Annotated in this window: 22 protein-coding genes and 7 pseudogenes; 17 read left to right on the forward strand and 12 right to left on the reverse strand. The window is 70.6% G+C overall.

The window, feature by feature from the left end; genetic code table 11:
• The first annotated feature begins 94 nt into the window (after positions 1-94).
• Positions 95-685 (forward strand): DNA-binding protein, encoded by a 591-nt coding sequence (locus ACFYW1_RS03720; protein WP_388986452.1) that lies wholly within the window; start codon positions 95-97, stop codon positions 683-685.
• A 437-nt stretch (positions 686-1,122) separates the two neighbouring features.
• Entirely contained in the window at positions 1,123-1,464 is a 342-nt protein-coding gene (locus tag ACFYW1_RS03725) for a hypothetical protein (protein ID WP_388986454.1), read from the forward strand.
• A gap of 467 nt (positions 1,465-1,931) precedes the next feature.
• On the opposite strand, the gene ACFYW1_RS03730 is transcribed toward ACFYW1_RS03725, so the two are convergent.
• The 3 genes from ACFYW1_RS03730 to ACFYW1_RS03740 all read right to left on the reverse strand — a co-directional run bounded on the left by ACFYW1_RS03730 (position 1,932) and on the right by ACFYW1_RS03740 (position 4,848).
• Entirely contained in the window at positions 1,932-2,414 is a 483-nt protein-coding gene (locus ACFYW1_RS03730; protein WP_388986457.1) for a GNAT family N-acetyltransferase, read from the reverse strand.
• Between the two features lie 599 nt (positions 2,415-3,013).
• Positions 3,014-3,529: a roadblock/LC7 domain-containing protein gene (locus ACFYW1_RS03735; RefSeq protein ID WP_388986460.1), complete on the reverse strand. Its 516-nt coding sequence runs from the start codon at positions 3,527-3,529 to the stop codon at positions 3,014-3,016.
• 716 nt (positions 3,530-4,245) lie between these two features.
• A complete protein-coding gene (locus tag ACFYW1_RS03740; RefSeq protein ID WP_388986463.1) occupies positions 4,246-4,848 on the reverse strand; it encodes a CGNR zinc finger domain-containing protein in 603 nt (200 codons plus the stop codon).
• Positions 4,849-4,931: 83 nt separating this feature from the next.
• On the opposite strand from ACFYW1_RS03740, the gene ACFYW1_RS03745 reads away from it, so the two are divergent.
• Positions 4,932-5,819 (forward strand): NAD(P)-dependent oxidoreductase, encoded by an 888-nt coding sequence (locus tag ACFYW1_RS03745; RefSeq protein ID WP_388986466.1) that lies wholly within the window; start codon positions 4,932-4,934, stop codon positions 5,817-5,819.
• Entirely contained in the window at positions 5,816-7,018 is a 1,203-nt protein-coding gene (locus ACFYW1_RS03750; RefSeq protein ID WP_388986469.1) for an MFS transporter, read from the forward strand. Before ACFYW1_RS03745 ends, ACFYW1_RS03750 begins: the two co-directional genes overlap by 4 nt.
• 181 nt (positions 7,019-7,199) lie before the next feature.
• Here ACFYW1_RS03750 and ACFYW1_RS03755 read toward each other — a convergent pair whose 3' ends face one another.
• Positions 7,200-7,727: a helix-turn-helix domain-containing protein gene (locus ACFYW1_RS03755; protein ID WP_388986471.1), complete on the reverse strand. Its 528-nt coding sequence runs from the start codon at positions 7,725-7,727 to the stop codon at positions 7,200-7,202.
• A gap of 267 nt (positions 7,728-7,994) precedes the next feature.
• Between ACFYW1_RS03755 and ACFYW1_RS03760 the strand changes: the two genes are divergently transcribed.
• On the forward strand, positions 7,995-8,243 hold the full coding sequence (locus tag ACFYW1_RS03760) for a hypothetical protein (protein WP_388986474.1): 249 nt from the start codon (positions 7,995-7,997) through the stop codon (positions 8,241-8,243).
• A gap of 635 nt (positions 8,244-8,878) precedes the next feature.
• Here the strand turns inward: ACFYW1_RS03760 and ACFYW1_RS03765 are convergent.
• Positions 8,879-9,310 carry an HIT family protein gene (locus ACFYW1_RS03765; RefSeq protein WP_388986477.1) on the reverse strand — a complete coding sequence of 144 codons (432 nt, stop codon included), beginning with the start codon at positions 9,308-9,310 and terminating at the stop codon, positions 8,879-8,881.
• A 310-nt stretch (positions 9,311-9,620) separates the two neighbouring features.
• Between ACFYW1_RS03765 and ACFYW1_RS03770 the strand changes: the two genes are divergently transcribed.
• From ACFYW1_RS03770 to ACFYW1_RS03780, 3 genes and pseudogenes are all read left to right on the forward strand, one after another.
• Positions 9,621-10,271, forward strand: a complete 651-nt coding sequence (locus ACFYW1_RS03770; RefSeq protein ID WP_388986479.1) for a TIGR03086 family metal-binding protein — start codon at positions 9,621-9,623, stop codon at positions 10,269-10,271.
• A 121-nt stretch (positions 10,272-10,392) separates the two neighbouring features.
• A pseudogene (locus tag ACFYW1_RS03775) lies at positions 10,393-10,479 on the forward strand (TetR family transcriptional regulator); the annotation flags it as partial.
• 131 nt (positions 10,480-10,610) lie between these two features.
• Positions 10,611-11,156: pseudogene (locus ACFYW1_RS03780) on the forward strand (YciI family protein).
• Between the two features lie 170 nt (positions 11,157-11,326).
• On the opposite strand, the gene ACFYW1_RS03785 reads toward ACFYW1_RS03780, so the two are convergent.
• Positions 11,327-11,701, reverse strand: coding sequence for a winged helix-turn-helix transcriptional regulator (locus ACFYW1_RS03785; protein WP_388986482.1), 375 nt, complete (start codon positions 11,699-11,701; stop codon positions 11,327-11,329).
• A gap of 96 nt (positions 11,702-11,797) precedes the next feature.
• On the opposite strand from ACFYW1_RS03785, the gene ACFYW1_RS03790 reads away from it, so the two are divergent.
• A complete protein-coding gene (locus ACFYW1_RS03790; protein WP_388986485.1) occupies positions 11,798-12,679 on the forward strand; it encodes an NAD(P)-dependent oxidoreductase in 882 nt (293 codons plus the stop codon).
• Positions 12,680-12,805: 126 nt separating this feature from the next.
• A pseudogene (locus ACFYW1_RS03795) lies at positions 12,806-13,181 on the forward strand (transposase family protein); the annotation flags it as partial.
• A 122-nt stretch (positions 13,182-13,303) separates the two neighbouring features.
• On the opposite strand, the gene ACFYW1_RS03800 reads toward ACFYW1_RS03795, so the two are convergent.
• Positions 13,304-13,888 carry a TetR/AcrR family transcriptional regulator gene (locus ACFYW1_RS03800; protein ID WP_388986488.1) on the reverse strand — a complete coding sequence of 195 codons (585 nt, stop codon included), beginning with the start codon at positions 13,886-13,888 and terminating at the stop codon, positions 13,304-13,306.
• Positions 13,889-14,029: 141 nt separating this feature from the next.
• On the opposite strand from ACFYW1_RS03800, the gene ACFYW1_RS03805 reads away from it, so the two are divergent.
• The 4 genes from ACFYW1_RS03805 to ACFYW1_RS03820 are packed head-to-tail and all read left to right on the forward strand — an operon-like array spanning position 14,030 to position 18,486.
• Complete coding sequence (locus tag ACFYW1_RS03805) at positions 14,030-14,821, forward strand: cyclase family protein (protein ID WP_388986490.1); 792 nt, start codon at positions 14,030-14,032, stop codon at positions 14,819-14,821.
• Between the two features lie 28 nt (positions 14,822-14,849).
• The gene (locus tag ACFYW1_RS03810) at positions 14,850-15,782 is read left to right on the forward strand and encodes a fumarylacetoacetate hydrolase family protein (protein WP_388986493.1); all 933 of its coding nucleotides are present in this window, start codon (positions 14,850-14,852) and stop codon (positions 15,780-15,782) included.
• Positions 15,779-17,005 (forward strand): thiolase family protein, encoded by a 1,227-nt coding sequence (locus ACFYW1_RS03815; protein WP_388986496.1) that lies wholly within the window; start codon positions 15,779-15,781, stop codon positions 17,003-17,005. Before ACFYW1_RS03810 ends, ACFYW1_RS03815 begins: the two co-directional genes overlap by 4 nt.
• Positions 17,002-18,486 carry an AMP-binding protein gene (locus tag ACFYW1_RS03820; RefSeq protein WP_388986498.1) on the forward strand — a complete coding sequence of 495 codons (1,485 nt, stop codon included), beginning with the start codon at positions 17,002-17,004 and terminating at the stop codon, positions 18,484-18,486. Before ACFYW1_RS03815 ends, ACFYW1_RS03820 begins: the two co-directional genes overlap by 4 nt.
• Before the next feature lie 280 nt (positions 18,487-18,766).
• Here ACFYW1_RS03820 and ACFYW1_RS03825 read toward each other — a convergent pair whose 3' ends face one another.
• The gene (locus ACFYW1_RS03825; RefSeq protein ID WP_388986501.1) at positions 18,767-19,351 is read right to left on the reverse strand and encodes a DinB family protein; all 585 of its coding nucleotides are present in this window, start codon (positions 19,349-19,351) and stop codon (positions 18,767-18,769) included.
• 211 nt (positions 19,352-19,562) lie between these two features.
• Positions 19,563-20,034, reverse strand: a pseudogene (locus ACFYW1_RS03830) (transposase); the annotation flags it as partial.
• A 111-nt stretch (positions 20,035-20,145) separates the two neighbouring features.
• Here ACFYW1_RS03830 and ACFYW1_RS03835 point away from each other — a divergent pair.
• Positions 20,146-20,961, forward strand: coding sequence for a hypothetical protein (locus ACFYW1_RS03835; protein ID WP_388986503.1), 816 nt, complete (start codon positions 20,146-20,148; stop codon positions 20,959-20,961).
• Between the two features lie 371 nt (positions 20,962-21,332).
• Positions 21,333-21,449 (forward strand): annotated as a pseudogene (locus tag ACFYW1_RS03840) (IS5/IS1182 family transposase); the annotation flags it as partial.
• Between the two features lie 447 nt (positions 21,450-21,896).
• Here the strand turns inward: ACFYW1_RS03840 and ACFYW1_RS03845 are convergent.
• The 3 genes and pseudogenes from ACFYW1_RS03845 to ACFYW1_RS03855 form a co-directional block, all read right to left on the reverse strand.
• Positions 21,897-22,538: a carbonic anhydrase gene (locus ACFYW1_RS03845; RefSeq protein ID WP_388986506.1), complete on the reverse strand. Its 642-nt coding sequence runs from the start codon at positions 22,536-22,538 to the stop codon at positions 21,897-21,899.
• A gap of 284 nt (positions 22,539-22,822) precedes the next feature.
• On the reverse strand, positions 22,823-23,011 hold the full coding sequence (locus tag ACFYW1_RS03850; RefSeq protein WP_388986509.1) for a hypothetical protein: 189 nt from the start codon (positions 23,009-23,011) through the stop codon (positions 22,823-22,825).
• Between the two features lie 62 nt (positions 23,012-23,073).
• Positions 23,074-24,288: pseudogene (locus ACFYW1_RS03855) on the reverse strand (catalase); the annotation flags it as partial.
• Between the two features lie 216 nt (positions 24,289-24,504).
• Between ACFYW1_RS03855 and ACFYW1_RS03860 the strand changes: the two are divergent.
• Positions 24,505-25,829: pseudogene (locus ACFYW1_RS03860) on the forward strand (APC family permease).
• Positions 25,830-25,876 lie beyond the last annotated feature (47 nt).

Below are 25,876 nucleotides of genomic sequence, written 5' to 3' on the forward strand. Positions count from 1 at the left end.
CCCGTCAGTTCGAGAGCGGTCGGGCTTCCGGACGAGAGATTGACACATGAAAACCTCCTTTGACAAGTGTAAAAACCGCTCGTAGGGTGTCCCCATGGACCAGGCCGCCATGACGCGCAACCAAGAACTCCAGCGCCAGTGGTACGGCGCTCCGCTCGGTGAACTCTGCCGGGACCTGTGCACCCTGTTCGCGGTGACCCAGTCCGGCCTCGCGGAGATCCTCGGGGTCTCACCGGCCATGCTCAGCCTCGTCATGCGCGCCCAGCGCGCCCGGATCGCCAACCCCGACGCCGCAGCCCGCCTCTCGGCGGTGCTCCGCCTCGCCCACGACGTCCGCGCCGGTACCGTACCGGCCGCGACCGCACGCGAGACGCTGGCGACCATCAGGACCAGCCGAACCCCCGGCCAGGACTCACTGGGCACCGCCTCGCTCCCGCCCGCCCCTCCCCACCCGGCACCGGCCCCCGCCCACGACCCGGCCCAGGGTCCGGACCCGGACACACGGTTCGCCCTGCGGCTGCGTGATCTGCTCAACTCCCGTGCCGGCGCAGCGGAGATCCTGGCAGCCGCGGCCCTCCTCGAACCCGACCACCCCGGCCTCGCCGACCTCCTTCGCACCTGCGGCGCGGGAAGGACCGACGAGGCCGTGAACCTCGTCCGCAACAGCCGCCGCACCCGCCCTTGAAGGAGAACCGCCGACTGAGGCCCCGCGCTTCGAGCGGGCCGTCGACGCGCGGATCGCGCCGGCCACGAAGCCACTGACGGCGGCCGGGCTCCCGCCGTCTCCCCGGGTGCGAGGAGCAGGACTCGGAGAACCCGCGTGCTTTTGGGCGTGCTGTTTCGGGCACGGCCGAAACAGAGCGCGGAGCGGGGTGGTCGTCCTCCATGGTGAGTGGCGACCTGTTGTACGGGGAAATGCGCCGCCCCGGGGAAACGGCGCGGAATCGGGGAAGACGGATGCGTGCACGACGACTTCTCGTCGCAGTGGCCGGTACCGGAATCATGGCGCTGGCCGTCGCGGGACCCGCTGCATCCCAGCCCGCCGACGCGGCGAGCCGACCCGGACCCGTCGGCGCGGTGAACCAGGCCGGGCCCGTCGGCACAGGGGAAGATGTCCGGCTCATGGGCGGATGCACTCTCCTCTGGTGCGGCACCGTCGGCAATGAGGCCAAGACCCGCGTCAAGATCTGCGAAGCCTGGGGCAAGGACGGCACCAATCAGGCATACCAGAAGAAGGCGGCCTGCAAGTCCGGCCGCACGTCGTACGTGAAGCCCGGCCGAACCCGTGGCACGGACACCGACGAGGACCTGGACGCCCTCTACGTACCGAAGGGCAAGACGTTCAAGGGCTCCTACGTGTGCACGTTCGGCGGCTCGAAGGGGAAGATGACCTGGACCCACAAGAAGAGCGGCTGGTGGAAGTTCGGCACCGACTGCGAGGTGCTCATCCGCTCGATCTCCTAGGGTCTTTCGTTCGGGTCAGGCCGGAGCACGGGTGGGGCCGGGCGTCGAGCCACTCCCGGAAGGTGGGTCCGGCGGGGCCCGGCGAGCTTCGCACGAGGGCGGGGAAGGGATGCTCCGGCGGCGGCGAGGGCGGTCGACGTGGCCACCGGGGCGTGCGTCGCGCACCGCGACCTGCTGTTCACCGTCGTCTACGAGATGCCCGGCCCCACCACCGACGCCGGGGACGTCCGGCAGGAGACCTGGCCGCGCCGGGCCGGCGTCGACCCGATGACCGTTCGGCAACCGCGCCCACTCGGTGCGAGTCGACGGGCGGATCGACGGCGTGGTGGCGGCATGACCAAAACGCTCGATGCTCCGGTCCACGGGTTTCCCGGCGCCCGGAGGACAACCCTGGCTCGTCACCTGGCCCACCGCTGTCCAGCAAGGAAATCGGTCACCCGTGGGACGTCGCCGACCTGTTCTTGCCACTACAAGTTCTTGCGCATGGACATCGAGGAAACTTCGTAACCACTGCGGCGATACAGTGCGATGGCTGCCTCGTTGCTTCCGACGACATCCAGGGCGAGCGCTGTCCTGCCCTCGCGAGCGACGAGCTCCTCGGCTGCGGCGAGGATGGCGGATCCGTATCCATGGCGTCGAAACGGCTCGAAGACATTGATGTCGTACAGCCACGCGGAGTCGGCGGTGCCCGACGCCTGGCCCGGATCCGGACCGATCCACGCGTTCCCCACCACCTCGCCCGATCCGTTCTCCGCCATCACGAGATGATGACCGGCCGTGTCGGGGCCGTCGGGGAGGAAATGGGCCGTGCCGTGCCTGACCCGCTCGCGTGCCGGCTCTTCCGGCATGAACTTGCTGAGCACATGAACCGACTCCGCTTCACGGTGCTCAGCCGCCGCGTGGTACTCCGCCGGCGTCATCTTCCGCAAGGTCACCTGCTGCGTGTCCATCCCGTCATCTTCAACCGGTCACTTGCACCAGCGCCACTGGTTTCCGAGCCCCCGGCCCTTGCCACCGCGCTCAGCCACAACACCGATACTGCTGTTCTCGCAGGGGCTCTCGGGTGTGTCAGTGGTGGTTGCGATCCTGGGCGGCATGGACGAAGCCCGGGGGCGAGCCCACCGTCACAGAGCCCGGGGCGAGGATCGGCACACCGCGGCTCGACGCCTTCTTCCCCGTGGAAGCCGGCCCCTGACCGGGACGCGACGCCGACGCCCACGACCGTCGACCCTGACGTCGCCGCCGGCCACTGCTGAACGCGGTCGGCAACCCGCGCCGGGATGCCTGCCTCGCCCGCCGTCAGGCCGCCCGGGAAGAGGAACGACGCCGCGCGGAGCGGGAGGTACGGCGCCCGGTATGCGCGGACTGCGGGCAGAAGTCCACCGGTGACCGCTGGGAGCACGCCGACCACCGCGGCTGGACACAGCCGCGTGAGCCGCACTCGGACCTGTGCGAGCACTGCCAGAACCGGGCAGCCCCGGCCGCCCTTCAGGACGCGGGCGGCCGGGGCACCGGGCCGGTCGGCCCCACGCGGCCTACGGCTCACAGCTCACGGCCGGGGCGGCTGCTGCGGGGGCAGATGTCGGGGGGAGGGCACCGAGGGGGCCGAAGGGGCGGCCGGAGGCGGGCAGTGGGCGCGGGACGCCGGGGCATCGATCAGAGCGCCGATCCGGGCAGCTGCCCGGCGGCCCTCGGCGCGGAGGCGGCCGATGTCGATCCGGTCCTCGGCGAACAGAGTGAGCACGGCCGAGTCGCCCGCCGCGTACGTGGCCAGGCATCCGGTTTCGCCGCGTACGAGGAACTCTCCGAAACCGCCCCGGTCGGCCGCTTTTGTCATCAGGGTTGCCACGTCGAGGGCGCTCGCGGCCAGGGCCGCGACGGTGTCGGGCTCTATCTCGGGGGCGTCATGGGCCAGGACGAGGCCGTCCGTACCGGCGACCAGGGAACCGGACACGAGCGGCAGTCCGGTGCGTAATCGACGGAGTTCGGCCAGCACGTCACGCGGGCCGGATTCGGGAACCGGCGGCCGCTTCGTCCCGGCGCGCAGCCTGAGTGCTCGGATCACAAAAACCTCCCATGGGTTCGAACCGGACCGGAAGGGCATCCGAGGGCAGGTGGGTTCCCTTCCCGGACCGGGGTTCGGTGTGAGCATGAGATTACGCATCGCACATCCCCCGAATAGGGGTTGGGGCAAATTCCACCGGCACATGCTCCGGGGCACGGGTGTACGCAAGGGCGTGCGCCGGGGCGCGGAGGTGTTCCGCGGACAAAACGCCACCACCCTCGTGGCGCGCGTCGCCCGAAGAGCTCGGCCCGACTCGCTTCCCCGACGGAGCCGGGGCACGTCGGGAGGCGTGGCCGACGCGCCGATCGTCGTGTACCGGCCCTCCATCCCGGGAGGTCGGCGGGGCACCGTGCGCAGCAGCGGCCGGGACGAGGTCCTCGGCACCGTCTGCAGGGACCACGACCCGGTCGTGTTCCTCGATGGCGCCGACATCGCCGCCCCCGAATCCGTCCTGGACGATCCGCGGTGGACGGAGCGGTGGCGACGGTCTCGCCCACGAGTTCGGCGCAGCCCGGCGTCCGAGAGCCTGGGATGGGCGGGCAGGGTCTCCCTGCCCGCCCGTCCGGTCAGCCGATCAGGCTGTGCAGTCCGATCATGCAGCCCCCGGTGGCGAGAACACCGGCGAGTGCTGTTCTGGGGCACGACTTCTCGGCGAAGGAGGTCGGCACGCCGCGGCTGCTTCGTGTCGGCGCGGACAGGGCCTGCGTGTAGGGGGTTCAGTCGCTGCCGACGGTGGTGCGTGGGCTGCGGAAGCGGGCTTTCTTTGCGCGGTTGCCGCAGATGTTCATCGAGCACCAGCGACGGTTCTGGCCCTGGCTGGTGTCGACGTAGAGGCCCCGGCAGTCGGGGTTCTGGCAGGTCTTCACCTGGCCGCGTCGGGGACCGCCGAGGAGGGTGACGGCGTCGTGGGCGATGCGGCTGAGCGCGCCGCGCACATGGTGTCCGGTGACGGGCTGCCAGCGCAGTCCGGTCCTGGTGAGTTCGGGGCAGAGCTGTTCGTCGCGCAGGAGCCGGTTGAGCACTGCTCGATCCGTCTCGGTCGTCGCCTCGTCGTGGGCGACCGCGGTGCCGATGCGGTGGATCGCCTCACGGAGCCGCTGGGCCAGGTAGAGGTCTGCCGGGGTGGAGTGTTCGCTGCCGACGACGATCTCGTTGGCGGCGAGCCAGTCATCCAGCCGGCCCGGATCGGGCAGCCGCTCCACCGGGGCGCCGTACCGATCGCTGAGGGTGGCGGTGAAGCGGAACGCGAGTTGCTCGTTGTCGAGCCGGAACATCGGGCGGCTCGCGGTGGTGGTGCTCGGGGCGGCGGGATCGGTCATGGAACCACTTTAGGTGGTTCCAGTATGGGGCGGCATGTATGGTGGAACCGCTTCAGACGGTTCCAAGTTGGAAGGCGGACGTGATGACTGATGTGACCGTGGTCGGTACCGGCGGTATGGGGGCGGCGATTGCCCGGAATCTGGTGCGGGCCGGATACCGGGTGGCGGCGTGGAACCGGGACCGCGCCCGGCTCGAACCACTGGTGGATGCGGGGGTGGTGGGGCTGGAGCAGCCGGTCGAGATGTTCTCCTCGCCGGTTGTGTTCTCGGTGCTTGCCGACGATGCCGCGGTGAGGGAGGTGTTTTTCGACAGCGGCGTGCTCGACGCTGCGCCGTCGGGGGTGGTGCATGTGAATCTCGCGACGATCAGCCCGGCGCTGGCGGAGGAGGCAGCGGCGGTCCATGCGGGCAAGGGGGTCGGCTATGTGGCCGCGCCGATGTTCGGTGGGGTGCCGGTCGCCGTGGCGGGCAAGCTCAATATCGTCAGTGCGGGGGCGTCCGAGCCGGCCGAGCGGGTGCGCCCGCTACTGGAGGCGGTCAGTGCCCGTGTGTGGCCGGTCGGTGATGCGCCCCAGCGGGCGAACGTGGTCAAGCTCGCCGGCCAGGTGCTCATCGCCTCGGCGATCCAGTCGATGGCCGAAGCCGTTGCTATGGGTGAGCGGGGCGATGTCGACGCCAAGACTCTGGTGGAGCTGTTCACTTCGACGATCACGCCGGGCCCGGTGTACACGAACTATGGCGGGCTCATCGCTCGCCGGGCATACTCCCCGGCCGGGTTCACCCCGGTACTGGGACGCAAGGACATCGACCTGGCCCGCAGCCAGGCCGCGTCGACCGGGCTCGGGCTCCCGGTGGCCGATCTGCTCTCCGAACTGCTCACCGACGCGATCGAGGCCGGGCACGGGCAGGATGACTGGGCCTCGCTGGCCGATATGCAGCGCCACCGCGCCCTCGTCGAGGCCGGCCGGTGACCACCGGAACACACGCGACCACCACGTCCGAACACGCTCGACACGCGAGGTTGCCGTGGGCGGCGCTGCTGGCGCTGGCCGCGGCGGGGTTCCTCGCGATCTTCACCGAGACCATCCCCGCCGGACTCCTCCCACAGCTTTCGACGGGGCTGGGGGTCTCTGAGTCCGCAGCAGGGCAACTGGTCACGCTGTACGCGATCGGGTCGGTGCTCGCTGCGATCCCGCTCGTGGCCGCGACCCGACGGGCGAGCCGGAAGAAGGTGCTGCTGGCCGCGGTGCTCACGCTGCTGGCGTTCAATACCGTGACTGCGCTCGCGCCCGGGTACCCACTGATCCTGGTGGCCCGGTTCATCGCCGGTGCGGCCGCCGCGCTCGTGTGGGGTGTGCTGGCCGGGTACGCCCGCCGCCTTGTCCCGCCCGCCCAGCAAGGGCGCGCGCTCACCATCACCGGGATCGGCCAACCCATCGCGCTGGCCGCCGGAATCCCGCTGGGGGCACTCGCCGGCTCGCTCGTGGATTGGCGGTGGGTATTCGCCGCGATCTCGCTGGCCGCGGCCGGCCTGGCCGCGTGGATCGGCGCCGCCGTGCCCGATGTGCCCGGCCAGGAGCCGTCGGCGCATCTGCCGCTGCGGCGGGTGGTCCTGCTGCCCGGTATCCGGGCGGTGCTGGCCGTCGCACTCGTGTGGGTGCTTGCGCACAACATCCTCTACACCTACATCGCGCCCCTGCTCGGCCCGACCGGGCTGCGCCTCGATATCGGGCTCGCGATCTTCGGCATCGCCTCCTTCGTCGGGATCACCGCCACCGGCCTGGTCATCGACCGGGCACTACGAGCAACCGTGCTCGGCGTGCTCACCCTCATGGCCACAGCCGGCCTCGCCCTGGCCACCCCGGTCCTTGGAGCCGTGTTCATCGCTGTCGCGATCGCGGTCTGGGGCTTCAGTTTCGGCGGCGCGCCCGCGCTGCTGCAGACCGCCCTGGCCGACCGGGCCGGCGAGCACACCGACGCCGCCCAGTCCGTATTCGTGACCGTGTTCAACCTGGCGGTAGCCGGGGGCGGCATCGTGGGCGGCGCGATCCTGGCCACCCACGCGAGTGCCCCCGCCCTGGCCTGGACCGCACTCGGCCTGACCATCGCAGCGTTCCTCGTCGTCGTCGCCCGAACGCAGGCGTTCCCGGCTACGCACGCAGAAACCTGACATGCCCACCCCTGGAACCGGGCGTTCCGGGACGGGCAGTCCGTGGTCCGGCCGCAGGCCGGGGTCCTGCCCGGCGTCACGATGCAGACCCTGACCCGCCGACTCGACGGACTCGGAGCGCTCCGGCTGACGAAGAAGATCCGCCGAGGCGAGCTCGACGAGGCTGCCGGTGCAGCCTCCGTCAGTCCAGACGAGTTCCAGCCGGTGGTGGGCTTCGGACACCTGGGCGAGCAGGGTCGGTTCTGGTCCAACTCCTGTGGTGCGCCTGCTCTCTGTGACCGTTGATCTCGCCGGAGCATCTCCCGGGATCGTCTGGAAACGGCCGGTGACGGCGGCGTTCGGGCTGATGGTTCTGGGCTGTGCGAGAGGCACTGCTCCAGTTGGAAGAGCTGCTCTTCCTGTCGGCTCCGGAGATCAGGGTGGTGCCGGTGCAGGACGACGGCGACGTGATCCGGGTCGGTGCCGGATCCCGGACGGTCGAGGCTCGCTGCCCGGGCTGCGGGAGCCGGCCGGGGCGGGTGTACGGTTCCTGCCTGCGGTTCGCTTCATCCTGCTGCCCGAGTACCGGCTGTGGCGCCTCGCCGGCGAACAGGTCGGATGTCGACACCCCCAGCGCAGCCGCGAGGGAGGCAAGGGTGTCCATGCTGACGTGCCCGCCCTGCTCGACCTTGCGCACGGTGCTCAGCGAGAGGCCGGACTCTTCGGCCAACCGCTCTTGGCTTCATCCTCGCCGGCGCCGGTACTCGCGGACGTGGTCTGCCAACCCTGCGGACATCGGCACTCACCTCGGTTCCCGGGGTGCGCACTCGCCGTAGCGGAGCAACTCCGTTAGGTCAAGCCGGGTTCGCGTCCGGCTGTCGAGGGGGCATGATCGGTGCTCCGTGCCAGGAATGGGCGCAAGTTCAAGGGAGGGCGTATGGCGGGGAACCTTGGTCTGTATGAGGAATTCACGACAGCAGCAGGCAAAGCGGGGGGCGTGGACAAGCTGATCAGCAGCATCGAAAAAGCTGCCGCGTCAAAGGCGTTCGGTAAGGGTGTCCGGCTGGGAGTGGCTGGCGCACTAGCGGCAGTTGGGGGTGCAGCCGCTGTGAAACGCACCTTGGACGCTCGAAGAGCAGCCCGCGAAGCAGTGGCCGACGAGTCGAAAGAGATTCTGAAGACCAAAGTTGGCGAGCCCATGAGATCGGATGGCGACAACCCGGAGAATGGCAACAGCGGGAAGTAGCTGTACAAACTCGAAAAGCCCCGTACCGGCCACCAGGTAGGTGGCGGGTACGGGGCGGGGTGCTGATTACGCCTCTGGCTTGTCCAGGTCGGCCGGCCTGCGCAGGGCCTCGCGCACCTCTCTGCGGTCGGCGGGGTGACCGGTCGGCGTTCTGCTCGCTGTCCGGTGCTGCGTCGGCAAAGTCGGACCACAGGTCATGCTCCGGCCAAGCCAGGAACGAAGCTCGGGCCGCTCAAGCGGAGTGGTCTTGCTGGCGCTCGCCCCCAGGTCGACAGCTTCCCCCTCCCCGATGGTCTCTGCGTCGATGGCGCTGGCTGCCCCCTCGTTCGCTGCTCGCTCTGGCGCTCGGGGCTGGTCGTCTCGTCCGTGAGGACGCTGAGTCGGAGCGCGGACAGTGCGCGCAGTTGGCCGGTGTTCACGCGCGCTACCGAGCGATTCGATCGCACACCTGCGCTGACCAGCGGCTTTGTTGCCATCTCCCGGCACCGCTCCAGAACTCCTGGAACGGTGTGTTCGGAGGCCCCGAGGGCAATGAGTTCTGTGTCCTGCGCAGCGCCGCCGAACGCGCCGCGACATCCGCACCCGCGGGCTGAGCGCGCGGGTGCGGGCCGGGGAAAAACCGGGCGGCTGTGGGGTCAACTTCCTTGATGGGGCGGCCGGTCGTGGTCGAGTTCCCCGGCCAGGCGGGCGACCGGGTCGCCGGGAATGCGGTGGCGGGACCGGCCGGTGGGCCATGTGGAGATCCCGTCGTCCGCCCACCGCGGGACGACATGGAAATGCAGATGGGCAACGGACTGCTCCGAGCCGGGCCCGCTCGCGCTCAGGACGTTGACCCCCGAAGCGCCCAGCCCCGTGCGCATGGCCGCCGCCACGCGCTGGACCAGCACCGCCGACGCGGCCAGGACGTCGGGCGGGGTGTCGAACACATCGGGGTGATGGCGGGTGGGAACCACCAGTGTGTGCCCCGGCGCGAGCGGATCCAGCGGGGCGAAGGCGCAGACCTCGGGTTCCCGGGCCACCCAACGGGCGGTGTCCTCACGGATGAGGCGGCAAAAGACGCAGTCCATGCCGCACCACTCTGCCACGGCCCACCCCGGCGCCCGAGCCGAACCTCACGAGCGCGGCAGCCAGCTTGACGCAGTGAAATCTTGCGTTTGTTCGGGTGTCGGGGGTGCGGTCGCGCTAAAGCTGTCATTCGCTGCGTTAGGAGCTTCTGGTGAAACCGACCTTCGTCCCCGACAACTCCTCGTTCCGGTACGAGACCCCGCCGATACCCGGACACATCGCCTGCAGCGGCGCCGACTTCGGGCGGTTCACGACCCCACCCTCGACACGGCCGCGGCTGCACCCGTCCTCAAGCGGGCGATCGGGCACGGCATGCCCGCCGGGGGCACCGACAACCCGCAGGCGTTCTGCAGCCACGACTGGCCTGACCGGATGATGGCCGGCCGCCCCGCGGTGATCGGCCGCATCGAACGGGCACTGGCCATGACGGGCTCGGTGGTCCAGGCGGTCGACGACGGCGACGCCTGGGCGATTCCCACCCCCTGCCCGGAATGGGACGCGCGGACCACGCTCAACCACCTCGTCGGCGGCATGCGGATCTTCACCGCAGAACTGACCGGCACCGACCCCGGAGGCCGGCACCACGACGACTGGCTCGGCACGGACCCCACCGGCGCCTACCAGGCAGCCGCCGAGGCCGACCACGCGGCCTGGCATCACGTGGCCCCCACCGAAGCCGACCTGGCCAAGGCCACAGTCCGCCTCGGATTCGGGCCCGTCCCGGGACCGCTGGCGGCACTGATCCACCTCACCGAAGTACTTGTCCACGGCGTCGACCTGGCGATCGCGGTCAACCGGACCGATCTGGTCGACCAGCAGCTGTGCGAGGGCCTGCTCGCCCGCATGCGGCAGATGGACATGGACGCCTTCCGTCAACCCGGCATGTTCGGGCCACAGGAGCCGGCCCCCCAATCCGCGCCGCCGCATGCGCGACTGCCGGCCTTCCTCGGCCGCCAGGTCTAGCCACCCACCGGCGTACCCGCACACGTCCACAGCCCGCGCCCGAGCCGACATGCATCAGCAGACAGGCCAGGGCCGCGCAGCAGCGGGGGAGCCGGTCCGGGCTGTTCACCGGGGTGCAGCGGCAACCCTGACCCGCTCGGGGCGGCTGCCACCAGAAGACACCGAACCGAGAACGAAACTCCTGGTGGTCCGACTCGCCACGGTCTGACACGCCCTGGCCGAGACCACGCGGCCACAATGACTGCACCATCCGACAGAACACCGCTCCGCCCGGAACACAGAGACCCCGGCGACAAAGCCGGTTGAGATGCCGCCCTCGGGGAGGGAGGGGCTGTGACCATGGAGTACTTCTACTACCACCGAGACCGACCCGGCTCCCTCGCGTTGCGCCAGGAGCTACGGGAGAAGCGCTGGTCGTACACGGACCAGTAGGCGAAGCAGCTGATCGTCCGCGGCCCCCTTCACCGACGAGGGCGAGACCCTCACCGGGAGCATGCGCATCGTCGACCGTCCCGACCCCGCCGCCGCTCGCACGTTCGCCTTCGACGAGCCCAACCACCGGGCCGGCGCATACCGGGACGTACTGCTGCGCCGATGGCACAACCAGCTGGGGGCGCACCATGTGGGCCTTCCCCGGCGGCCGAAGCGGCGGCAACCGGTACCTGGTGCTCGGCCTCGGCGAGGGTCCGGCCGCAGACCTCGCCCCACCGCCCGACCGGAACGAACCGACCGCCTACGGACCCCTGTTGTCCGACGACGGCGACACCTGGATCGGCACGGCCGCACTGCTCAGGACCCCGAACCCGGACACGGCACGCGCCATCCTGACCCGGACGGTACGCGGCCATCGAGGTCCACACCTGGGAGTTCGGCGGGTGCCGATGAACCCCGAAAGCACCGGGCCGATGCCATCCCCGAACCACATCGAGCCGGCACAGGAACGGCGGCAATGACGATGTAGACGGCCCCACAGACGGGCGGCCGGTGGAATCACGGGGTGTACCAGGCCCGGAAACCACAACACCAGGAGCAACAAGCAACGGTGAACAGCACGTTCACAACGACCCCTGGCCCGTCCTCTCCTCCAGCCCACGAGCGACCGGCCGCTCACGACCCCAGGCAGCCAGCGGCTGGAGCGCGTCGTTGAGGCGCTTGCCGTCCTCGGTCAGCGAGTACTCCACACGGGGCGGCACCTCGTCATAGGAGACACGGTGCACGACCCCGTCCGCCTCCAGCTCACGCAGGTGAGAGGCAAGCACCTTCTCAGTGACCCCCGGAAGCAGCCGACGCAGCTCACCGAAACGACGACAGGGACGCTCGTGCAGCGCCCAGAGAATCAGCACCTTCCACTTGCCACCGATCACTTCCATCGCGGTGTCGATCCCGCACACATGCCCGTCCGGTGCACCTGGCCGATTCAGCGTTGTCATGCCCCACCCTTCCGACGTGCTTGCTCACCCCAGGGTAACCACCCACCACGAAGTGCGTACTTGATCATCTCCACCCCTGTGACCAGGCTGATCGGCATGACACAGAACACCGTTGAGAAGACTCCCGTCACAATGCTGGGCCTGGGCGCAATGGGTACCGCGCTGGCTCGCGCCTGGCTTGCCGCCGACCACCCGCTCACCGTCTGGAACCGCACCCCGGCCCGCGCCGAGGCACTCGCCCCCGAAGGGGCGAAGGTCGCTGACACCGCCGCCGGAGCAGTCGCGGCGAACACCCTGATCGTCGTTTGCCTGTTGGACGACACCTCGGTCGACGAAGCGCTGGCCGACACCGACCTGACCGGCAAGGACCTGGTCAACCTGACCACCAGTACCCCTGCCCAGGCCCGTGCCCGTGCTGAATGGGCCCGCGAACGCGGTGCCCGCTACCTGGACGGCGGGATCATGGCCGTCCCTCCGATGATCGGCATCCCGGAAGCCGGCGGCTACGTCTTCTACAGCGGCGCACATGACCTGTTCGAGCGGCACCGGAAAACCCTGAACGTCCCGGTCGGGACCGCCTACGTCGGCGAGGACGCGGGCTTCGCGGCCCTGCACGACGTGGCCCTCCTCAGCGCCATGTACGGAATGTTCGCCGGTGCCGCGCACGCCTTCGCCCTGATCCGCAAAGAGAACATCGACCCCGCGTCACTCGCCCCGCTGCTCGCCGACTGGCTCGTCGCGATGGCCCCGGCAGTTCACCAGACCGCCGACCAACTGCGAAGCGGCGATTACACGAAGGGTGTTGTTTCCAACCTTGCCATGCAGGTGGCCGGGACGCCTACTTTCCTGAGTACGGCTGAGCAGCAGGGCGTGAGCCCGGAACTGCTCAGCCCTTACTTCGGGTTGATGCGCCGCCGCCTGGCCGAAGGCAGTGGTGAGGAAGACCTGACAGGCGTGATCGATCTGCTGGTGCGCTGACCGACCACCTCTGCCACCACGGAGCGAAGTGGAAGGGCCGGTCACGGAGTCCTCGGCAGGACGCCGTGACCGGCACCGCCACGACACGGGGACTGCCGAACGTTCGACTCCGTTCCATGGTCGGTGGTGCCGACGAGGAGGGTGCGCGGATACCACGTCCGGACGGTTGCGGATGTGCCGGTCGATGGCCGCCGGGTCGTGGTCAACGTCCGGGCGCGACGTCTGGCTTGCCCGGTCCCGGGTTGCCGGCCGCGGACCTCCCGCGAGCAGGTCCCTGGGCTGATCGAGCGCCTTCAGCACCGCACCGAGCCTCTGACCAGCCAGGGCTCCGGGGCGGTCGAGGTGTTGTGCGGCCTGGCGGCCGCCAGGCTCACCCGGATACCGGCCGTGCCCGTCTCGCTCGCCACCGCCCTGCGGGCGCTGTGGGCAATCCCCCCCCCCGCCGACGGTGCGGATCCCGCGGCTGACCGGGGCCGATGGCTTCGCCCTGCGCCGCCCTCACACGGTGCAGGCCGGCGACCGCCGGCATCTGTGGCAGAACCTGTACGACAAAGTCCTGTTCCGCGAAGCCGGCCGACGCCTGTCCGCACCGGTGGAAGGCGCCGCCCGCCGCGCCCCGAACCATCAGGTGCCGGTCAGCGCGTCGGTGTAGATGTCCGCCATCGCGGTCACGGCCCGTCGGCGGTCCAGGGCCGGGTCCAGGCGGTGCTGGATGTTGATGCCCAGGGTGCCGCCGAGCAGTGCCGTCGCGGCGGCCTCCGGGTCGGTGATGTGCGTGCCGGTCGTGCGCAGGTGGTCGGCGTACAGGGCGCGGATCTTGGCGTACTCCTCGGCGTACGTCGTGCGCAGGGCGGACTCGCGGCTCACCGCTTCGATCAGGAGCGTCGAGAAGATGTGCGCCTCGGGGCGGGACATCAGGGCGAAGTTCGCCTCGATCAGCGCCTCGATTCCGGCCTCCGGCCCGGCGGAGGTCAGCCGTTCGCGCATGAAGTCCGTGCCCCACCGGAACGCTTCCTCGATCACCGCCTTCAGCAGCCCGTCCTTCGAGCCGAAGTGCCAGGCCACGGAGCCCCGGCTGATGCCGGAGCGGTCCGCCACGGCCTGGACGGACGCGGCGGCGGCCCCGCCCTCGGCGGCGAGTTCCCACGCGGCGGCCACCAGCCGACGCCGGGTCTCGGCGGAGATCTCCTGCTTGCGGGTCGCACCCACGGGGTGTCCTTCCCAACGCTGCGGCGGCTTGACGCGGCCGATTCTGTCACGCCGACCGGGCGGCGCCGGGGCCGGCGAGCCCTTGTCTATGATAGCCGTCCAGTTCTATGCTGAGCGTCCAATAACTGAGGAGGGCTCGTCATGGAACTGATCGACCTCACGAGGACGCTGGACCCCGCCGACCGCGAACGGCTCCCCGAGCAGCTGCGCCCCCTCGCCCCGGTGATTGCGCCCGCCGTGGCCTACGCGCATCCGACGGGCGAGGGCCGGGAGCAGTTCGCCGCCGCCATGCACTGCGGCGTCGAGGACCTGCCCGACGGCGAGGGCTGGGGGGCGGAACTGCTCACCGACTTCAACTCCCACCTCGGCACCCACGTCGACGCCCCGCTGCACTACGGCTCGACCTGCGAGGGCAGGCCCGCCCGCACCATCACCGACATCGCCCTGGACGAGCTGTGGTGCGAGGCGCTCGTGCTGGACCTGCGCGGCCGGTGCGAACCCGACGCCCCGATCACCGTCGGGGCGCTGGAGTCCGCTCTCGCCGACAACGGCGCCCCGGTCCCGGCCGGCGGAGCGGTCCTGCTGCGCACCGGCCAGGAGCGGTACGGGCTGTCCGACCCCGAGTTCTTCCGCTACCCGGGCATGAGCCGCGAGTCGACGCTGTTCCTGGCCGATCTCGGGGCGAAGGTCCTGGGCACCGACGCCGCGGGCTGGGACCTGAGCTTCTCCGTGATGGCACGCAAGTTCCGCGACAGCGGCGACAACTCCGTGCTGTGGGACGGCCACCGGGCCGGCCGCGAGCGGGAGGTCTTCATCGTCCAGCAGTTGACGAACCTCGCCGCGCTGCCCCCGTCGGGGTTCCGGGTGGCGTTCTTCCCGATCAAGATCGCCCGCGCGAGCGCCGCCCCGGCCCGCGTCGTGGCCTTCGTCTGACGCCCCCTGCTGAGAAGAGGAACCGACCGTGAAACTCGCAACCGTGGAGCACGACCGCGTCGAGCGGACCGCGCTCGTACTCGACCAGGGCGAGCGCCTCCTGCTGCTCGACCGCGCCCACCGCCTGGTGACCGGCGAGCACGCCCCCGCGCTGACCACCATGCAGACGATCATCGACGGCGGCGAACCCGTGCGGCAGACCCTGCGGCGGCTCGCCGAACAGGCCCCGCCCGAAGCGGTCGTCACCGCGTCCGAGGTGCGCTGGCTGTCCCCGTTGCCCAGACCCGTGCAGATCCGGGACTTCGGCAGTTTCATGGATCACTTCCGCAACGCCCGCTCCCGGATCCAGGGCATCCCGGCCGACCAGGTCGAACTTCCCGCCGTCATGCTCGAACGCCCGCTGTACTACGTGACCAACCGGCTCTCCGTGACCGGCCACGACAGCGACATCCACTGGCCCACGTACTCCTCGGTGCGGGACTACGAGCTGGAGTTCGCCTGTGTGCTGGGCCGCGACGGCACGGACATCCCCGAGGCGGACGCCCAGTCGCACATCTTCGGCTACACGATCTTCAACGACTTCAGCGCCCGCGACACCCAGCTGGAGGAGATCGCCACCGGGCTGGGCCTGAGCAAGAGCAAGGACTTCACCGACTCGAACGTCCTGGGCCCGTGGATCGTCACCGCCGACGAACTGGGCGACCCGTACCGGCTCACGATGACCGCCCGCATCAACGGCGAGGAGGTCAGCCGGGGCACGTCCGCCGACATGCACCACACCTTCGCCGACATGATCGCCTTCGCCTCCCGGTCGACCCGGCTGTATGCCGGAGAGGTCCTGTGCTCGGGCACCGTCCCCACCGGCTGCGGACTGGAGCACGGCCGCTTCCTGGAACCCGGCGACACCGTGGAACTCGAAGTCTCCGGCCTGGGCGTGCTGCGCAACCGGGTGGTGTCATGAACCGCGAAGCACTCGTCCTCGGCGTCGGCGCCACCCCCTTCGGCCGCCACCCCGACCGCTCCGCCGGCGATCTCGCCGGCCGGGCCGCGCACGAGGCGCTGCGCGACGCCGGGCTCGCTCCGGCCGATGTCGGCGCCGTCTTCCACGCCACCGTCAGCCAGAAGGCGATCGACGGCCAGCACATGATTCCCGGACAGGTCGCCCTGCGCCCGCACGGGTTCGCCGGGATGCCCGTGGTGAATGTGGAGAACGCCTGCGCGGGCGGCGCCACGGCCCTGTGGCTGGCGATCGCCCACGTGCGGGCGGGCTTGTCGGACGTCGCCCTGGCCGTCGGCGTGGACAAGCTCGTCTGCGCCGACCCCGCCCGGGGACTGGCGGTGTTCGACGGAGCCATGGACATCGCCCACCGCGAGGAGACCCTGGCCGCGCTCACCGCCCTGACCGACCCGCTGCCGCCCGAATTGACCGTGGACGGCGACCGGTCGGTGTTCATGGAGATCTACGCCTCCCTGGCCCGCGCCCACATGCAGCGCTTCGGCACCACCGAAGCCCATCTGGCCGCGGTCTCGGCGAAGAACCACGCCCACTCCGTCCACAACCCCCGGGCCCATTTCCGCCGGGCTTTCACCGCGGAGGAGATCCTGACGGCGCGACGGGTGGCATGGCCGCTGACGGTGCCGATGTGCTCACCGGTCAGCGACGGGGCCGCCGCCGTCGTCGTGACGCGGGCCGACTTCACCCGCGACGAGTCGGCCGTGGCGGTGCTGAGCAGCGTTCTGCTGTCGGGTACCGACCGGGCGGTGGACGACGCCGGGCGGCACATCGGGTGCCGGGCCGCGCTCGCCGCCTACGAGAAGGCCGGCGTCGGCCCGCAGGACGTCGACGTGGCGGAGGTCCATGACGCCACCGCCTTCGGCGAGATCCAGCAGGTGGAGAACCTGGGATTCTGCCCGATCGGCGACGGCGGCCCGTGGTCGGCCTCCGGCGCCGGAGCACTCGGTGGCGCCCTCCCGGTGAATCCGTCCGGAGGACTCGAATCGCGCGGCCACCCGGTGTCCGCCACCGGACTGGCGCAGATCCACGAACTGGTCACGCAACTGCGCGGCCGGGCGGGCGCGCGTCAGGTATCCGACGCGCGCATCGCCGTTGCCGAGAACGGCGGCGGCCTCTACGGAATCGAGGAGGCGGTGGCCGCCGTGACCATCCTGGGGAGAACACGATGACACCCGGATACGCGGACCTGATCCTGTCGGCGCTGCGCAGGCGGCCCGAGCGCACCGCCTTCCGCTTCACCGGCGACAACAGGACAAAACAGACCTGGACCTACGGCGAGACCGCGGAACGGATCGAACGCACCGCGGCCGCGTTCGGACGGCTGGGCCTCACGCCCGGCGACGGGATCGCCCTGCTGTGCGGCCCGAACCCGCAGGCGTTCACCGTCATGGCCGCCGCCTGCCTGGCCGGACTGCGCTACACCGCCCTTCACCCGCTCGCCACCGCGGACACCGACCGGACCATTCTGCGCGACAGCGCGTCCGACTGCCTGGTCGTGGACGACACCCGCTTCGCCGCCCGCGCCCGCCCCGACGGCACCAAGGCGATCACCCTCGCCGAACTCGACCGCCTCGCCGCCGACACACCTCCCGGTCCGAACGACCCGCGCGGCCCCGCGCTCCACCTCTTCTACACCGGTGGCACGACCGGCGAACCCAAGGGCGTGATGCTGCGCGACCGCTCACTGCTCGCCAACGCCTGGGCCTCCTCCACCTGGGCCTGGCCACCGGACACCCACTTCCTGATCACCACCCCCATGTCGCACGCCGCCGGGCTCCTCGTCGCACCCGGCCTGCTCCACGGCGCCGGCTTCGAACTCCACCCCTCCTTCGACCCGGACCGCGTCATCGACGCGATCGAACGCGACGGCGTGAGCGCCACGTTCGTCGTCCCCACGATGCTGTACGCCCTGCTCGACCACCCCCGCCTCCCCGCGGCCGACCTGTCGGGGCTGAACTGGGTCCTCTACGGCGCCGCACCCGCCGACCCCGCCCGCCTCGCCCAGGCGCACCGGCTCCTCGGCCCCGTGCTCAGCCAGCACTACGGCCAGGCCGAGGCCCCCAACGCCCTGACCGTCCTGGACCCGGCCCAGCACCGCGACGACCCGCACGTCCTGGGAAGCTGCGGCCGGCCCATGCCCGGCGTGGAGATCGCCCTGCTCGACCCGCACGGCCGGCACGTACCGGCAGGCGAACCCGGTGAGCTGTGCGTCCGGGGACCGCTCGTGATGGACGGCTACTGGAACAAGCCCGAGCAGACCGCGATCGCGCTCGACGGAGGCTGGCTGCACACCGGTGATGTCGCCCGCCGGGACGACACCGGCCTGATCACGATCATCGACCGGATCAAGGACACCATCATCACCGGCGGGTTCAACGTCTACCCGCGCGAGGTCGAGGACGCCCTCGCCACACACCCGGCCGTCGCCGCCAGCGCCGTCTACGGCACACCCGACCCGCACTGGGGCGAAGCCGTCACCGCCACCGTGGTCCTGCGCCCCGGACGGCAGGCCACCCCGGCCGACCTGACGGAGCATGTCCGTGCCCGCAAGGGCGCACTCTGGGCCCCGAAACTGCTCCGGTTCGCCGATTCGTTGCCCCTCACCGCCCTGGGCAAGATCGACAAGAAGGAACTCCGCAACCAGCCCTGAACGGGGCTCGGGAGTGCAGGCCGCCCCCGCCTCCTCCGACGACGGCCGACCGGCGACACCGTGAAGGACTGTCCCGGGAACGACAGGTCCTCCAGAGCCTCGCGTCACCCGGCCGCGCAGGAAGAAGGGGGGCGTTCCCCTCCGCTCGTAGACGCTCAGGCTCTCGGCCCGGCCGACCGGGGCATACCGGCAGCGTTCGGACGGCGGGTGACCTGCCAAAGCGCCTGCTTCTGAGCCGGGCATGATGTGGGCATCCGTGGTGTCTGGGCATTTGCCCAGCTCAGAATTCGAACGGCGGGGTTTGGGTGGCGGGGGCGGCTCCTCGGTCCTGCCCGCGATAGAGGTCGCGCAGCAGGGAAATCTCGGCGCCGTGATGGATCAGCTCCCTGTTGACGTGCAGGACGATCCCCTCCATGGGAAACCGCTCGGGACCCACCGTGGGCGGATTCTCCAGGTCGGCATCCGAGAGCTCGCGGACCCCCGCGTTCCATCTCCCATACATCTCGTCGAGCTGTTTCAGCGCCTCGTCAGCGGTCCCCGCATAGGGGAATGTCTGGGAGTCGACGTCCTGGCCGCCGAAGTACCATCCGACCCGATAGCCCAGGCACGAGACGACGATGTGCGCCAGCCGCCAGGCAATCGTGGTCACCGGCGCCGGCACCGGGTCAGGGGACGCGGAGTCCATCGTCCACTTCCCCGAACCTGCCGACATCGGTGCGGCCGACGTACCACGTGGGCGGATGCTCCAGCAGCCGTGCACCGGCTCCCAGAAGTACTCCTCATCGGTAAGACCGTCCAGCCGCGGCCGCAGGTTCTTGCGCCAGTACCAGTCCAACTGCTCCGCGAGCCGCTTGCTTCTTGTCATTTCGGCACACTACAGACCCGTCGAGCAGAGCGTGCCGACCTGGTGGCCGCAGGGCGACTCCGGCCATGCCGTCCGGCAGCGCGACCTGGGTTTTCCGGGCAACAGGGCACCGGTCTCGATGGTGCTGGTTGCGCTGATGAAGTCGCCGTGGTGGTGAAAGAATTGGGTGGACCTGAGGGCCGGTGACCTCTGGGTGGCACTGCTGACCGTCAGTGCCGAGAGGATCGGTCGCGGTGGGCCTCGCGGGAGGCCGGCTGTCCGCTCCTGCGGGAGTTTCGGCGGGTGATTCGCCTGGTCATCAGGGTGATCGCGGCCCAGGTGATGAGCGATTCCGAGTGCTGGACGAGCCGTTCGTAGTCCCGCGGGTGCCTGCGGGCGTGCATGACCCAGGCGTGTGAGCGTTCGACGACCCAGCGTTGGGGCAGGACGACGAACCCGGGGACGTTCTTCGGTCGGCTGACGGTCTTGATCGTCAGGTTCAGGGAGATCTTCGCCCAGTCGAGGAGCTGTCCGGCATAGGCGGAGTAGGCCCAGACGATGGTGATCTCGGGGTGCATCAGCCGCAGCCGGAACAGCACTTCCCTGGCCGCGTTGCGGTCGGTCATGTCGGCCGGGGTGACCATGACGAACAGGGGCAGGCCCTTGGTGTCCACGACCAGGTGCCGCTTGCGCCCGTTGATCTGAGCTTGTTCTTTGAGGCCGGACCGGGCAGTGGCGACATGCGGCAGCGGGTTACCAACCGCCCGGAGCAAATCCGATCGCACCGACGGCCTTCCGGCGACAAGACTGCACTGGTGAACACCCTGCCACCGCCGACCGACCCGCTCCTCCAGCCGGTACGGGACCCGCGCGCCCGCGGCCTCGTTCTCGACTATGCGGACATGCACGCCCTGGTTGCCGACCTGGTGCTGCCCGGCGACGCGTCGATGTACGTCATGAGCACGATGGAAACCTCCCGCGAGCTCATCCGGCACTCCTACTACCGGTACGAGTTCGCCACCGTCGCCGTCACGCATTCCCTGTTCGCCCTGGAGCACGTCCTTGCCGAGCGTCTGGCCACGAACGAACCACTCCACAGCCTGATCGAGCGGGCCACCGACGCAGGGCTCATCACGGCTGGACTCGCCGCCGAACTCGACCGCAGCCGACTGCTGCGCGACAAGCTCGCGCAGGGCGCCGAGTCAAGTGCCGCCCTCCGCCCGATCCGGGCCGTCGCAATGGTGCGTGCCGTCTTCGATGCCGTCTCCCTGCTCCTTTGCCCACCATCTACGGCAGAGGCGACAGCCGCCGACGTAGGCGGAGCACAGCCCGAAGACGGACTCGCCCGGCTGTGGGAGGACCACCTGCGCGCTCTGTTCCCCGATGGTTTCCGCGGCGTGGACTTCGAGGGCGTAGATCTGGTCCTCCTGGACGCCGACGTCGCCGGCCTCGTGCAGAGGGAGCTGAACGGCGGACTCGACGACAGCGGCATCGCTTACCTCTGGGGCTGCATCACCGACCTCGACAAGATCGTGCCCCTGATCAACGAGGAATACTGCGCCTCCTACTTCACGAAACTTCGGACGATGGCCCAGGCCGCAGCAGCGCCCTATATCCCCACCGCGACCTGACCGCCGGGTGAAACTCGGAGCCTCCCACGACCCGCGTCAGGGTCTGGCTCGATCACGTTCGATCAGACTCTCTGGGCGTTTGACGGTTTTGCCCACGTCGTAGTGGATGGCGGGATGCCGGTTCTTCGAGCCGAATATCCGCCGCCCGGCCCGGCCGCACTCACGACGACACCGCCGCGACCACATCCTGGCCCACCTGCGCGCCGCCGGCCTCGGAGCTTTGGCCGACCTCGGCTTCCGCGGCCTGGAAAGCGGCCTCCTCGACCCCGTGATCGTCACCAGCTACCCCACCACCCGCACCCACAAACTCACCCCGGGCCAAGAAAGAAGCCAACCGAGTCCTCGCCGTCGGACGCGCACCGGTCGAGCACGGCTTCGCCCGCATCAAGAACTGGCGGGTCCTCAACAAGCTCCGTACCGGCCCCGCCCGCGCAACCCAGCTCCTGCGAGCTCTGCTCGTCCTGACGAACCTCGAAGTCAACCACTGACGGACGATCTTCTCCGCGGGTTCCCGCCCCCGACCAGCACGAGTACGTCGAGGGCCGGTCACACCAGCCCTTTGAACTGCGACTTCAAGCTGACGGAGGCTCAGTGGGCTCCACCGCGCCCGATGCCTGGACAGTGGACTCCCCTCGACGCACGGCACCGGCCAGGAGCGCACGGTATGAGCCGGGAACGCACGGCATCCCATGTCCACGGCTGGTGGCTGGCCGGTGCATCGTTCCCTGACCGGGTGGACTGTCGGAAGCGGGGGTCTTCGTCCCGCTGCCCCGAGAGGAACGCCTGGAAGCACCCTGTCACTGCGGTGTCCTCAGGGGCCGCGGGTGGCGGGGCGGCGCGTGTGTGGAGTCACCCGGCCGGCCGCGCGGTCCGACCGGTCGGCTGCGGTGCTGCGGTTGCGCGTTCTGGCCTCGGGCGCCGTGCCGACCGCCCCGTCAGGATGCCGCGGGAACCGTCGGGTTGAGGCCGCGGGAGGCGACGAGCTGTGCGCTGCCGTCGGCCAGGCGGTAGCGCAGGCCCACCACGGCAGCCTGTCCGGCGGCAACCTTGTCGGCGAGGACCCGGGAGCGGTCCAGCAGCAGGTCGACGGTGTGCCGAATGTGCTCGGCGAGGATCTCCTCGGGCTCGACCTGTCCGGAGGCCCGTGCGGCCAGCACGCTGGGGGTCACCCGCTCGACGACGTCCCGGACGTACCCGGTCGGCGTCATGCCGTTCTCCAGCGCGGCGCACGCCGCGCCGACCGCGCCGCACGAGTCGTGGCCGAGGACAACGACCAGCGGGCAGCCCAGCACCTCCACTCCGAACTCGATGCTTCCCAGCACCTCGCTGCCCGCGACATGGCCGGCGGTACGGACCACGAACAGGTCGCCCAGACCGCGGTCGAAGATGATCTCGGCGGCCAGCCGGGAGTCGGAGCACCCGAACAGCACGGCGAAGGGCTGCTGCCCCGGTGCGATCTCCGCGCGGCGGGCGGCGTCCTGGTTCGGGTGCTCCGGGGCACCCGAAACGAAGCGCTGGTTACCGGTCATGAGCAGCTCGAAGGCCCCTTGGGGCGTCGGGTTCTGGATCTTCGTCATGGTCCTAGCCTACGGTTCGTGCCGCCCGGTCCCGCCACCGCTCACCGGCCGGACCACCCGGCTTTCCGGTCGGTCTTCGGCTCTGCCGGGCCCGCCGGGGAGTTCCCGGACCTGATCGAAACGGTGCCGGTGGCCCGTCTCATCCGGCGGAGTGCGACCGGATGGGATGCCATGGATTGACGGGGTACGGGGCGGCCGCCGGGTGGCACCCGGCGGTCCGGCGGCCGCTCTTCGTATCCGCCGAGGGTCCTGCCCCGGACCAGGGGAAATACGCCTTTTCCGCTCTATGGGTGCGGCTGGTTCGCGTCCTCCTGGGCCTCTTGGTTCGGGGTCAGCGCATCGCCGGCCTCGCTGTCGCGGCCGTGGCGCTCGCGGGTGTCCGTCACGTCGCTCTCGGCCTCCTCCGCCTCCTGGATGACCTCGTCGGCGGCGGTCCGGGGCGGCTGCTCGTGTTCTCGGTCCTTGTGGTTCATGCGTCTCCTCGTGTCGGAACCCTCCCGCCCGGCGGGCGGGACGGCTTGAAGGGGGCCGGGCGTCAAAGAGCGGGGGTGAAGCGGTCCCAGGCGCGGTGACCTGCGAGGAGTCCGGTGAGGCCGTCCAGCACCGTGGCCACGGACGCGCCCGCCACGACGCCGGGCGCGTCCGTGGCCAGACCCGCTTTCTCCAGCACCCTCGCCCCGTCACCGCAGGCCCCGATGACCTTGCCGTGCCGGAACGCCTCGGTGACCAGCAGCAGGACGCGCGGGTCCACACCGGTGGCCGTGGCCGCGTCGTCGGTCTTGGCGTCACGCGCCCCGTAGGCGTCCGGGGCCGGAGCGGGCGCTCCCGCCAGCACGATCGCGTCGAACTCGATCGACCGTGCCGTGGTGAAGGTGCGCTGCACGGTGACCGGGTCGCTCCCGGAGCCCAGCTTGCCGCCCGAAGGCGCGATGACCAGAGGGACCATCCCCGCGCCGAGAACCGCGCCACGCGCTTCCCGTACAGCGTCCAGGCCGGTCTCGCCGTCGGTGACGATGCCGACGAGCCGCCCGTCGACCGGCCACGTCCGGCCCAGCTGGGACAGCGCCGGGCTCGGCTCGGGCGAGGCCAGGGGCACGGTCGCCTCCGGCGCAGGCAGGCCCAGCCCCTCGGCGACGCGCGCGCACAGCGCGGGGTCGATGTTGGCGAGCGCCTTGAGCCCCCGCTCCTTGACCGCCTGGTCCCAGCACTTGCCGAGCTCGAAGGTGTACGCCGCGGCGATGTGCTCGCGCTCCGTGGACGTCATGCTGAGCCAGAACAGCCGGGGCTGGCTGAAGTGGTCGTCGAACGACTCCGCCGCGTCCCGTACCTTGCGGCCCGCCGGCACCTCGGCGGGCACCTCGATGTAGGCACCGGTGTCCGCGTCGGCGGTGAACGGGCAGCCGCCGTCCAGGGAGTTGGGCCGGTACGGTGCCACACCTCGGTGCACGGCCGTCTGGTGCATGCCGTCGCGCAGCATGTCGTTGACGGGTGCGTGCGTACGGTTGATCGGCAGCTGCGCGAAGTTGGGCCCGCCCAGCCGGGTGATCTGCGTGTCGACGTACGAGAAGAGGCGGCCCTGCAGCAACGGGTCGTTGGTGACGTCGATGCCCGGCACCAGGTGTCCGACGTGGAAGGCGACCTGTTCCGTCTCGGCGAAGTAGTTCGACGGGTTGGCGTTCAGCGTCATCAGCCCGATCGGCCGGACCGGCGCCAGTTCCTCCGGCACGATCTTCGTCGGGTCCAGCAGGTCGGATTCCAATCTCGTGTGGGGGAGGGGAGAGCAATGCCGCGCGCGCAGTGGCCGGCACGCGCCGGGGACGGCCTCCTCCCACCACGCGTACCCTCCTGACTCACGGCCGGACACACCGGTTGAGCCATCCGCCCCGGCCTCCCGTTCCAACGAGCGACGCGCCGGCGTCCGGCCGCTCCCCACCGCCCGCCGGAACGCGGCGGGTATACGGATTCCGTGAAATCTCCCCGAACCACGCCCGAGAGCCAGGACGCCCCGACGAGCCTCAAGAAGGACCTCACCACCCCGCTGCTCTACTTCTTCATCCTCGGAGACGTCCTCGGCGCCGGGTCTACGTCCTGGTCGGCGAGGTCGCGGCCACTGCCGGCGGCGCCGTCCGGGTACCCCTCCTGGTGGCCCTGTGCCTGGCCCTGCTGACCGCCGCCTCATACGCGGAACTGGCCACCAAGTACCCGCGTGCGGGCGGCGCGTCCCATTACGCGACGCCGGCCTACGGGCCCTTCACCGGGTTCGTGGCGGGCTTCTGCACGCTCGCCGCCGGCGTGGTGTCGGTGGCGGCCCTGGCCCGGGGGTTCGGCGGCGACTACCTCTCCGAGTTCGTCACGCTCCCGCTCGTCCTGGTGACCGTCGTCTTCCTGGCCGCGCCGGCGCTGCTCAACGCCCGGGGCATCAGCGAGTCGACCCGGGCCAACGCCGTCGCCACCGTCACCGAGGTCAGCGGCCTGCTGCTGGTGATCGGACTCGGCTGCTGGATCGTGCTGCGCGGCGACGGGGACCCGGGCCGGCTCACCGACCTCGGCACCGGGAACGAGGGGCCCGTCCTGGCCGTGTTGAGCGGTGCTGTCCTCGCGTACTACTCGTTCGTCGGCTTCGAGACGTCCGTCAACGTGGCCGAAGAGACGCGCGATCCCCGCCGCTCCTACCCGAGGGCGCTCTTCGGTGCCCTGCTCACCGCGGGCGCCGTCTACGCCCTGGTCGGCGCCGCGGCGGCGGCCGCCGTACCGACTGAGAAGCTGGCCAAGTCCAGCGGGCCGCTGCTCGAAGTCGTCCGCACCGCCGGCGGTGTGCCCACCTGGCTGTTCAGCGCCATCGCGCTGGTGGCCGTCGCCAACGGGGCGCTGCTGACCGGCATCATGTCCTCGCGGCCGGCCCATGGCACGGCTCGCGACGGGCTGCTGCCGCGCTTCCCGACGGCCGTGCTCCCGGGCCGGCGCACCCCGTGGGCGGCGATCGCCGCGACCACTGCCCTCTCGCTGTTGCTCGCGCTGACCGGTGACGTCTCCACGCTCGCCTCGACCCTCGTCCTCCTGCTCCTCGTCGTCTTCTTCCTCGTCAACACCTCGCTGCTCGCCCTGCGCCGCGACCCGGGGCGCCCCGGCCACTTCAGGGCCCCGGCCGCCGTGCCCGTCCTCGGCGCCGCCTCCTGCATCGGGCTCGCCACCCAGATCGAACGCGACGTGTGGATGCGTGGCCCCGTGGTCCTCGCGGTGGGCGCCGTTCTCGGTTCCGTGGCCGCCCTGCGACTGCGACGCGCCCGCTGAACAGCGCCCCCGCAATGCGGCTGCGCCCGACGACAAAGGTCGTCGAG

The sequence above is a fragment of the Streptomyces sp. NPDC002669 genome (assembly GCF_042889165.1).
Classification (GTDB): Bacteria; Actinomycetota; Actinomycetes; order Streptomycetales; family Streptomycetaceae; genus Streptomyces.

Bases quoted from the DNA above. Each gene is read 5' to 3' on its own strand.
- ACFYW1_RS03745 (WP_388986466.1), top strand. From the start codon at position 4,932: ATGACTGATGTGACCGTGGTCGGTACCGGCGGTATGGGGGCGGCGATT.
- ACFYW1_RS03825 (WP_388986501.1), bottom strand. From the start codon at position 19,351: ATGACAAGAAGCAAGCGGCTCGCGGAGCAGTTGGACTGGTACTGGCGC.
- ACFYW1_RS03765 (WP_388986477.1), bottom strand. From the start codon at position 9,310: ATGGACTGCGTCTTTTGCCGCCTCATCCGTGAGGACACCGCCCGTTGG.
- ACFYW1_RS03815 (WP_388986496.1), top strand. From the start codon at position 15,779: ATGAACCGCGAAGCACTCGTCCTCGGCGTCGGCGCCACCCCCTTCGGC.
- ACFYW1_RS03730 (WP_388986457.1), bottom strand. From the start codon at position 2,414: ATGGACACGCAGCAGGTGACCTTGCGGAAGATGACGCCGGCGGAGTAC.
- ACFYW1_RS03845 (WP_388986506.1), bottom strand. From the start codon at position 22,538: ATGACGAAGATCCAGAACCCGACGCCCCAAGGGGCCTTCGAGCTGCTC.
- ACFYW1_RS03785 (WP_388986482.1), bottom strand. From the start codon at position 11,701: ATGACAACGCTGAATCGGCCAGGTGCACCGGACGGGCATGTGTGCGGG.
- ACFYW1_RS03790 (WP_388986485.1), top strand. From the start codon at position 11,798: ATGACACAGAACACCGTTGAGAAGACTCCCGTCACAATGCTGGGCCTG.
- ACFYW1_RS03740 (WP_388986463.1), bottom strand. From the start codon at position 4,848: ATGACCGATCCCGCCGCCCCGAGCACCACCACCGCGAGCCGCCCGATG.
- ACFYW1_RS03850 (WP_388986509.1), bottom strand. From the start codon at position 23,011: ATGAACCACAAGGACCGAGAACACGAGCAGCCGCCCCGGACCGCCGCC.
- ACFYW1_RS03720 (WP_388986452.1), top strand. From the start codon at position 95: ATGGACCAGGCCGCCATGACGCGCAACCAAGAACTCCAGCGCCAGTGG.
- ACFYW1_RS03820 (WP_388986498.1), top strand. From the start codon at position 17,002: ATGACACCCGGATACGCGGACCTGATCCTGTCGGCGCTGCGCAGGCGG.
- ACFYW1_RS03770 (WP_388986479.1), top strand. From the start codon at position 9,621: ATGCCCGCCGGGGGCACCGACAACCCGCAGGCGTTCTGCAGCCACGAC.
- ACFYW1_RS03805 (WP_388986490.1), top strand. From the start codon at position 14,030: ATGGAACTGATCGACCTCACGAGGACGCTGGACCCCGCCGACCGCGAA.
- ACFYW1_RS03725 (WP_388986454.1), top strand. From the start codon at position 1,123: ATGGGCGGATGCACTCTCCTCTGGTGCGGCACCGTCGGCAATGAGGCC.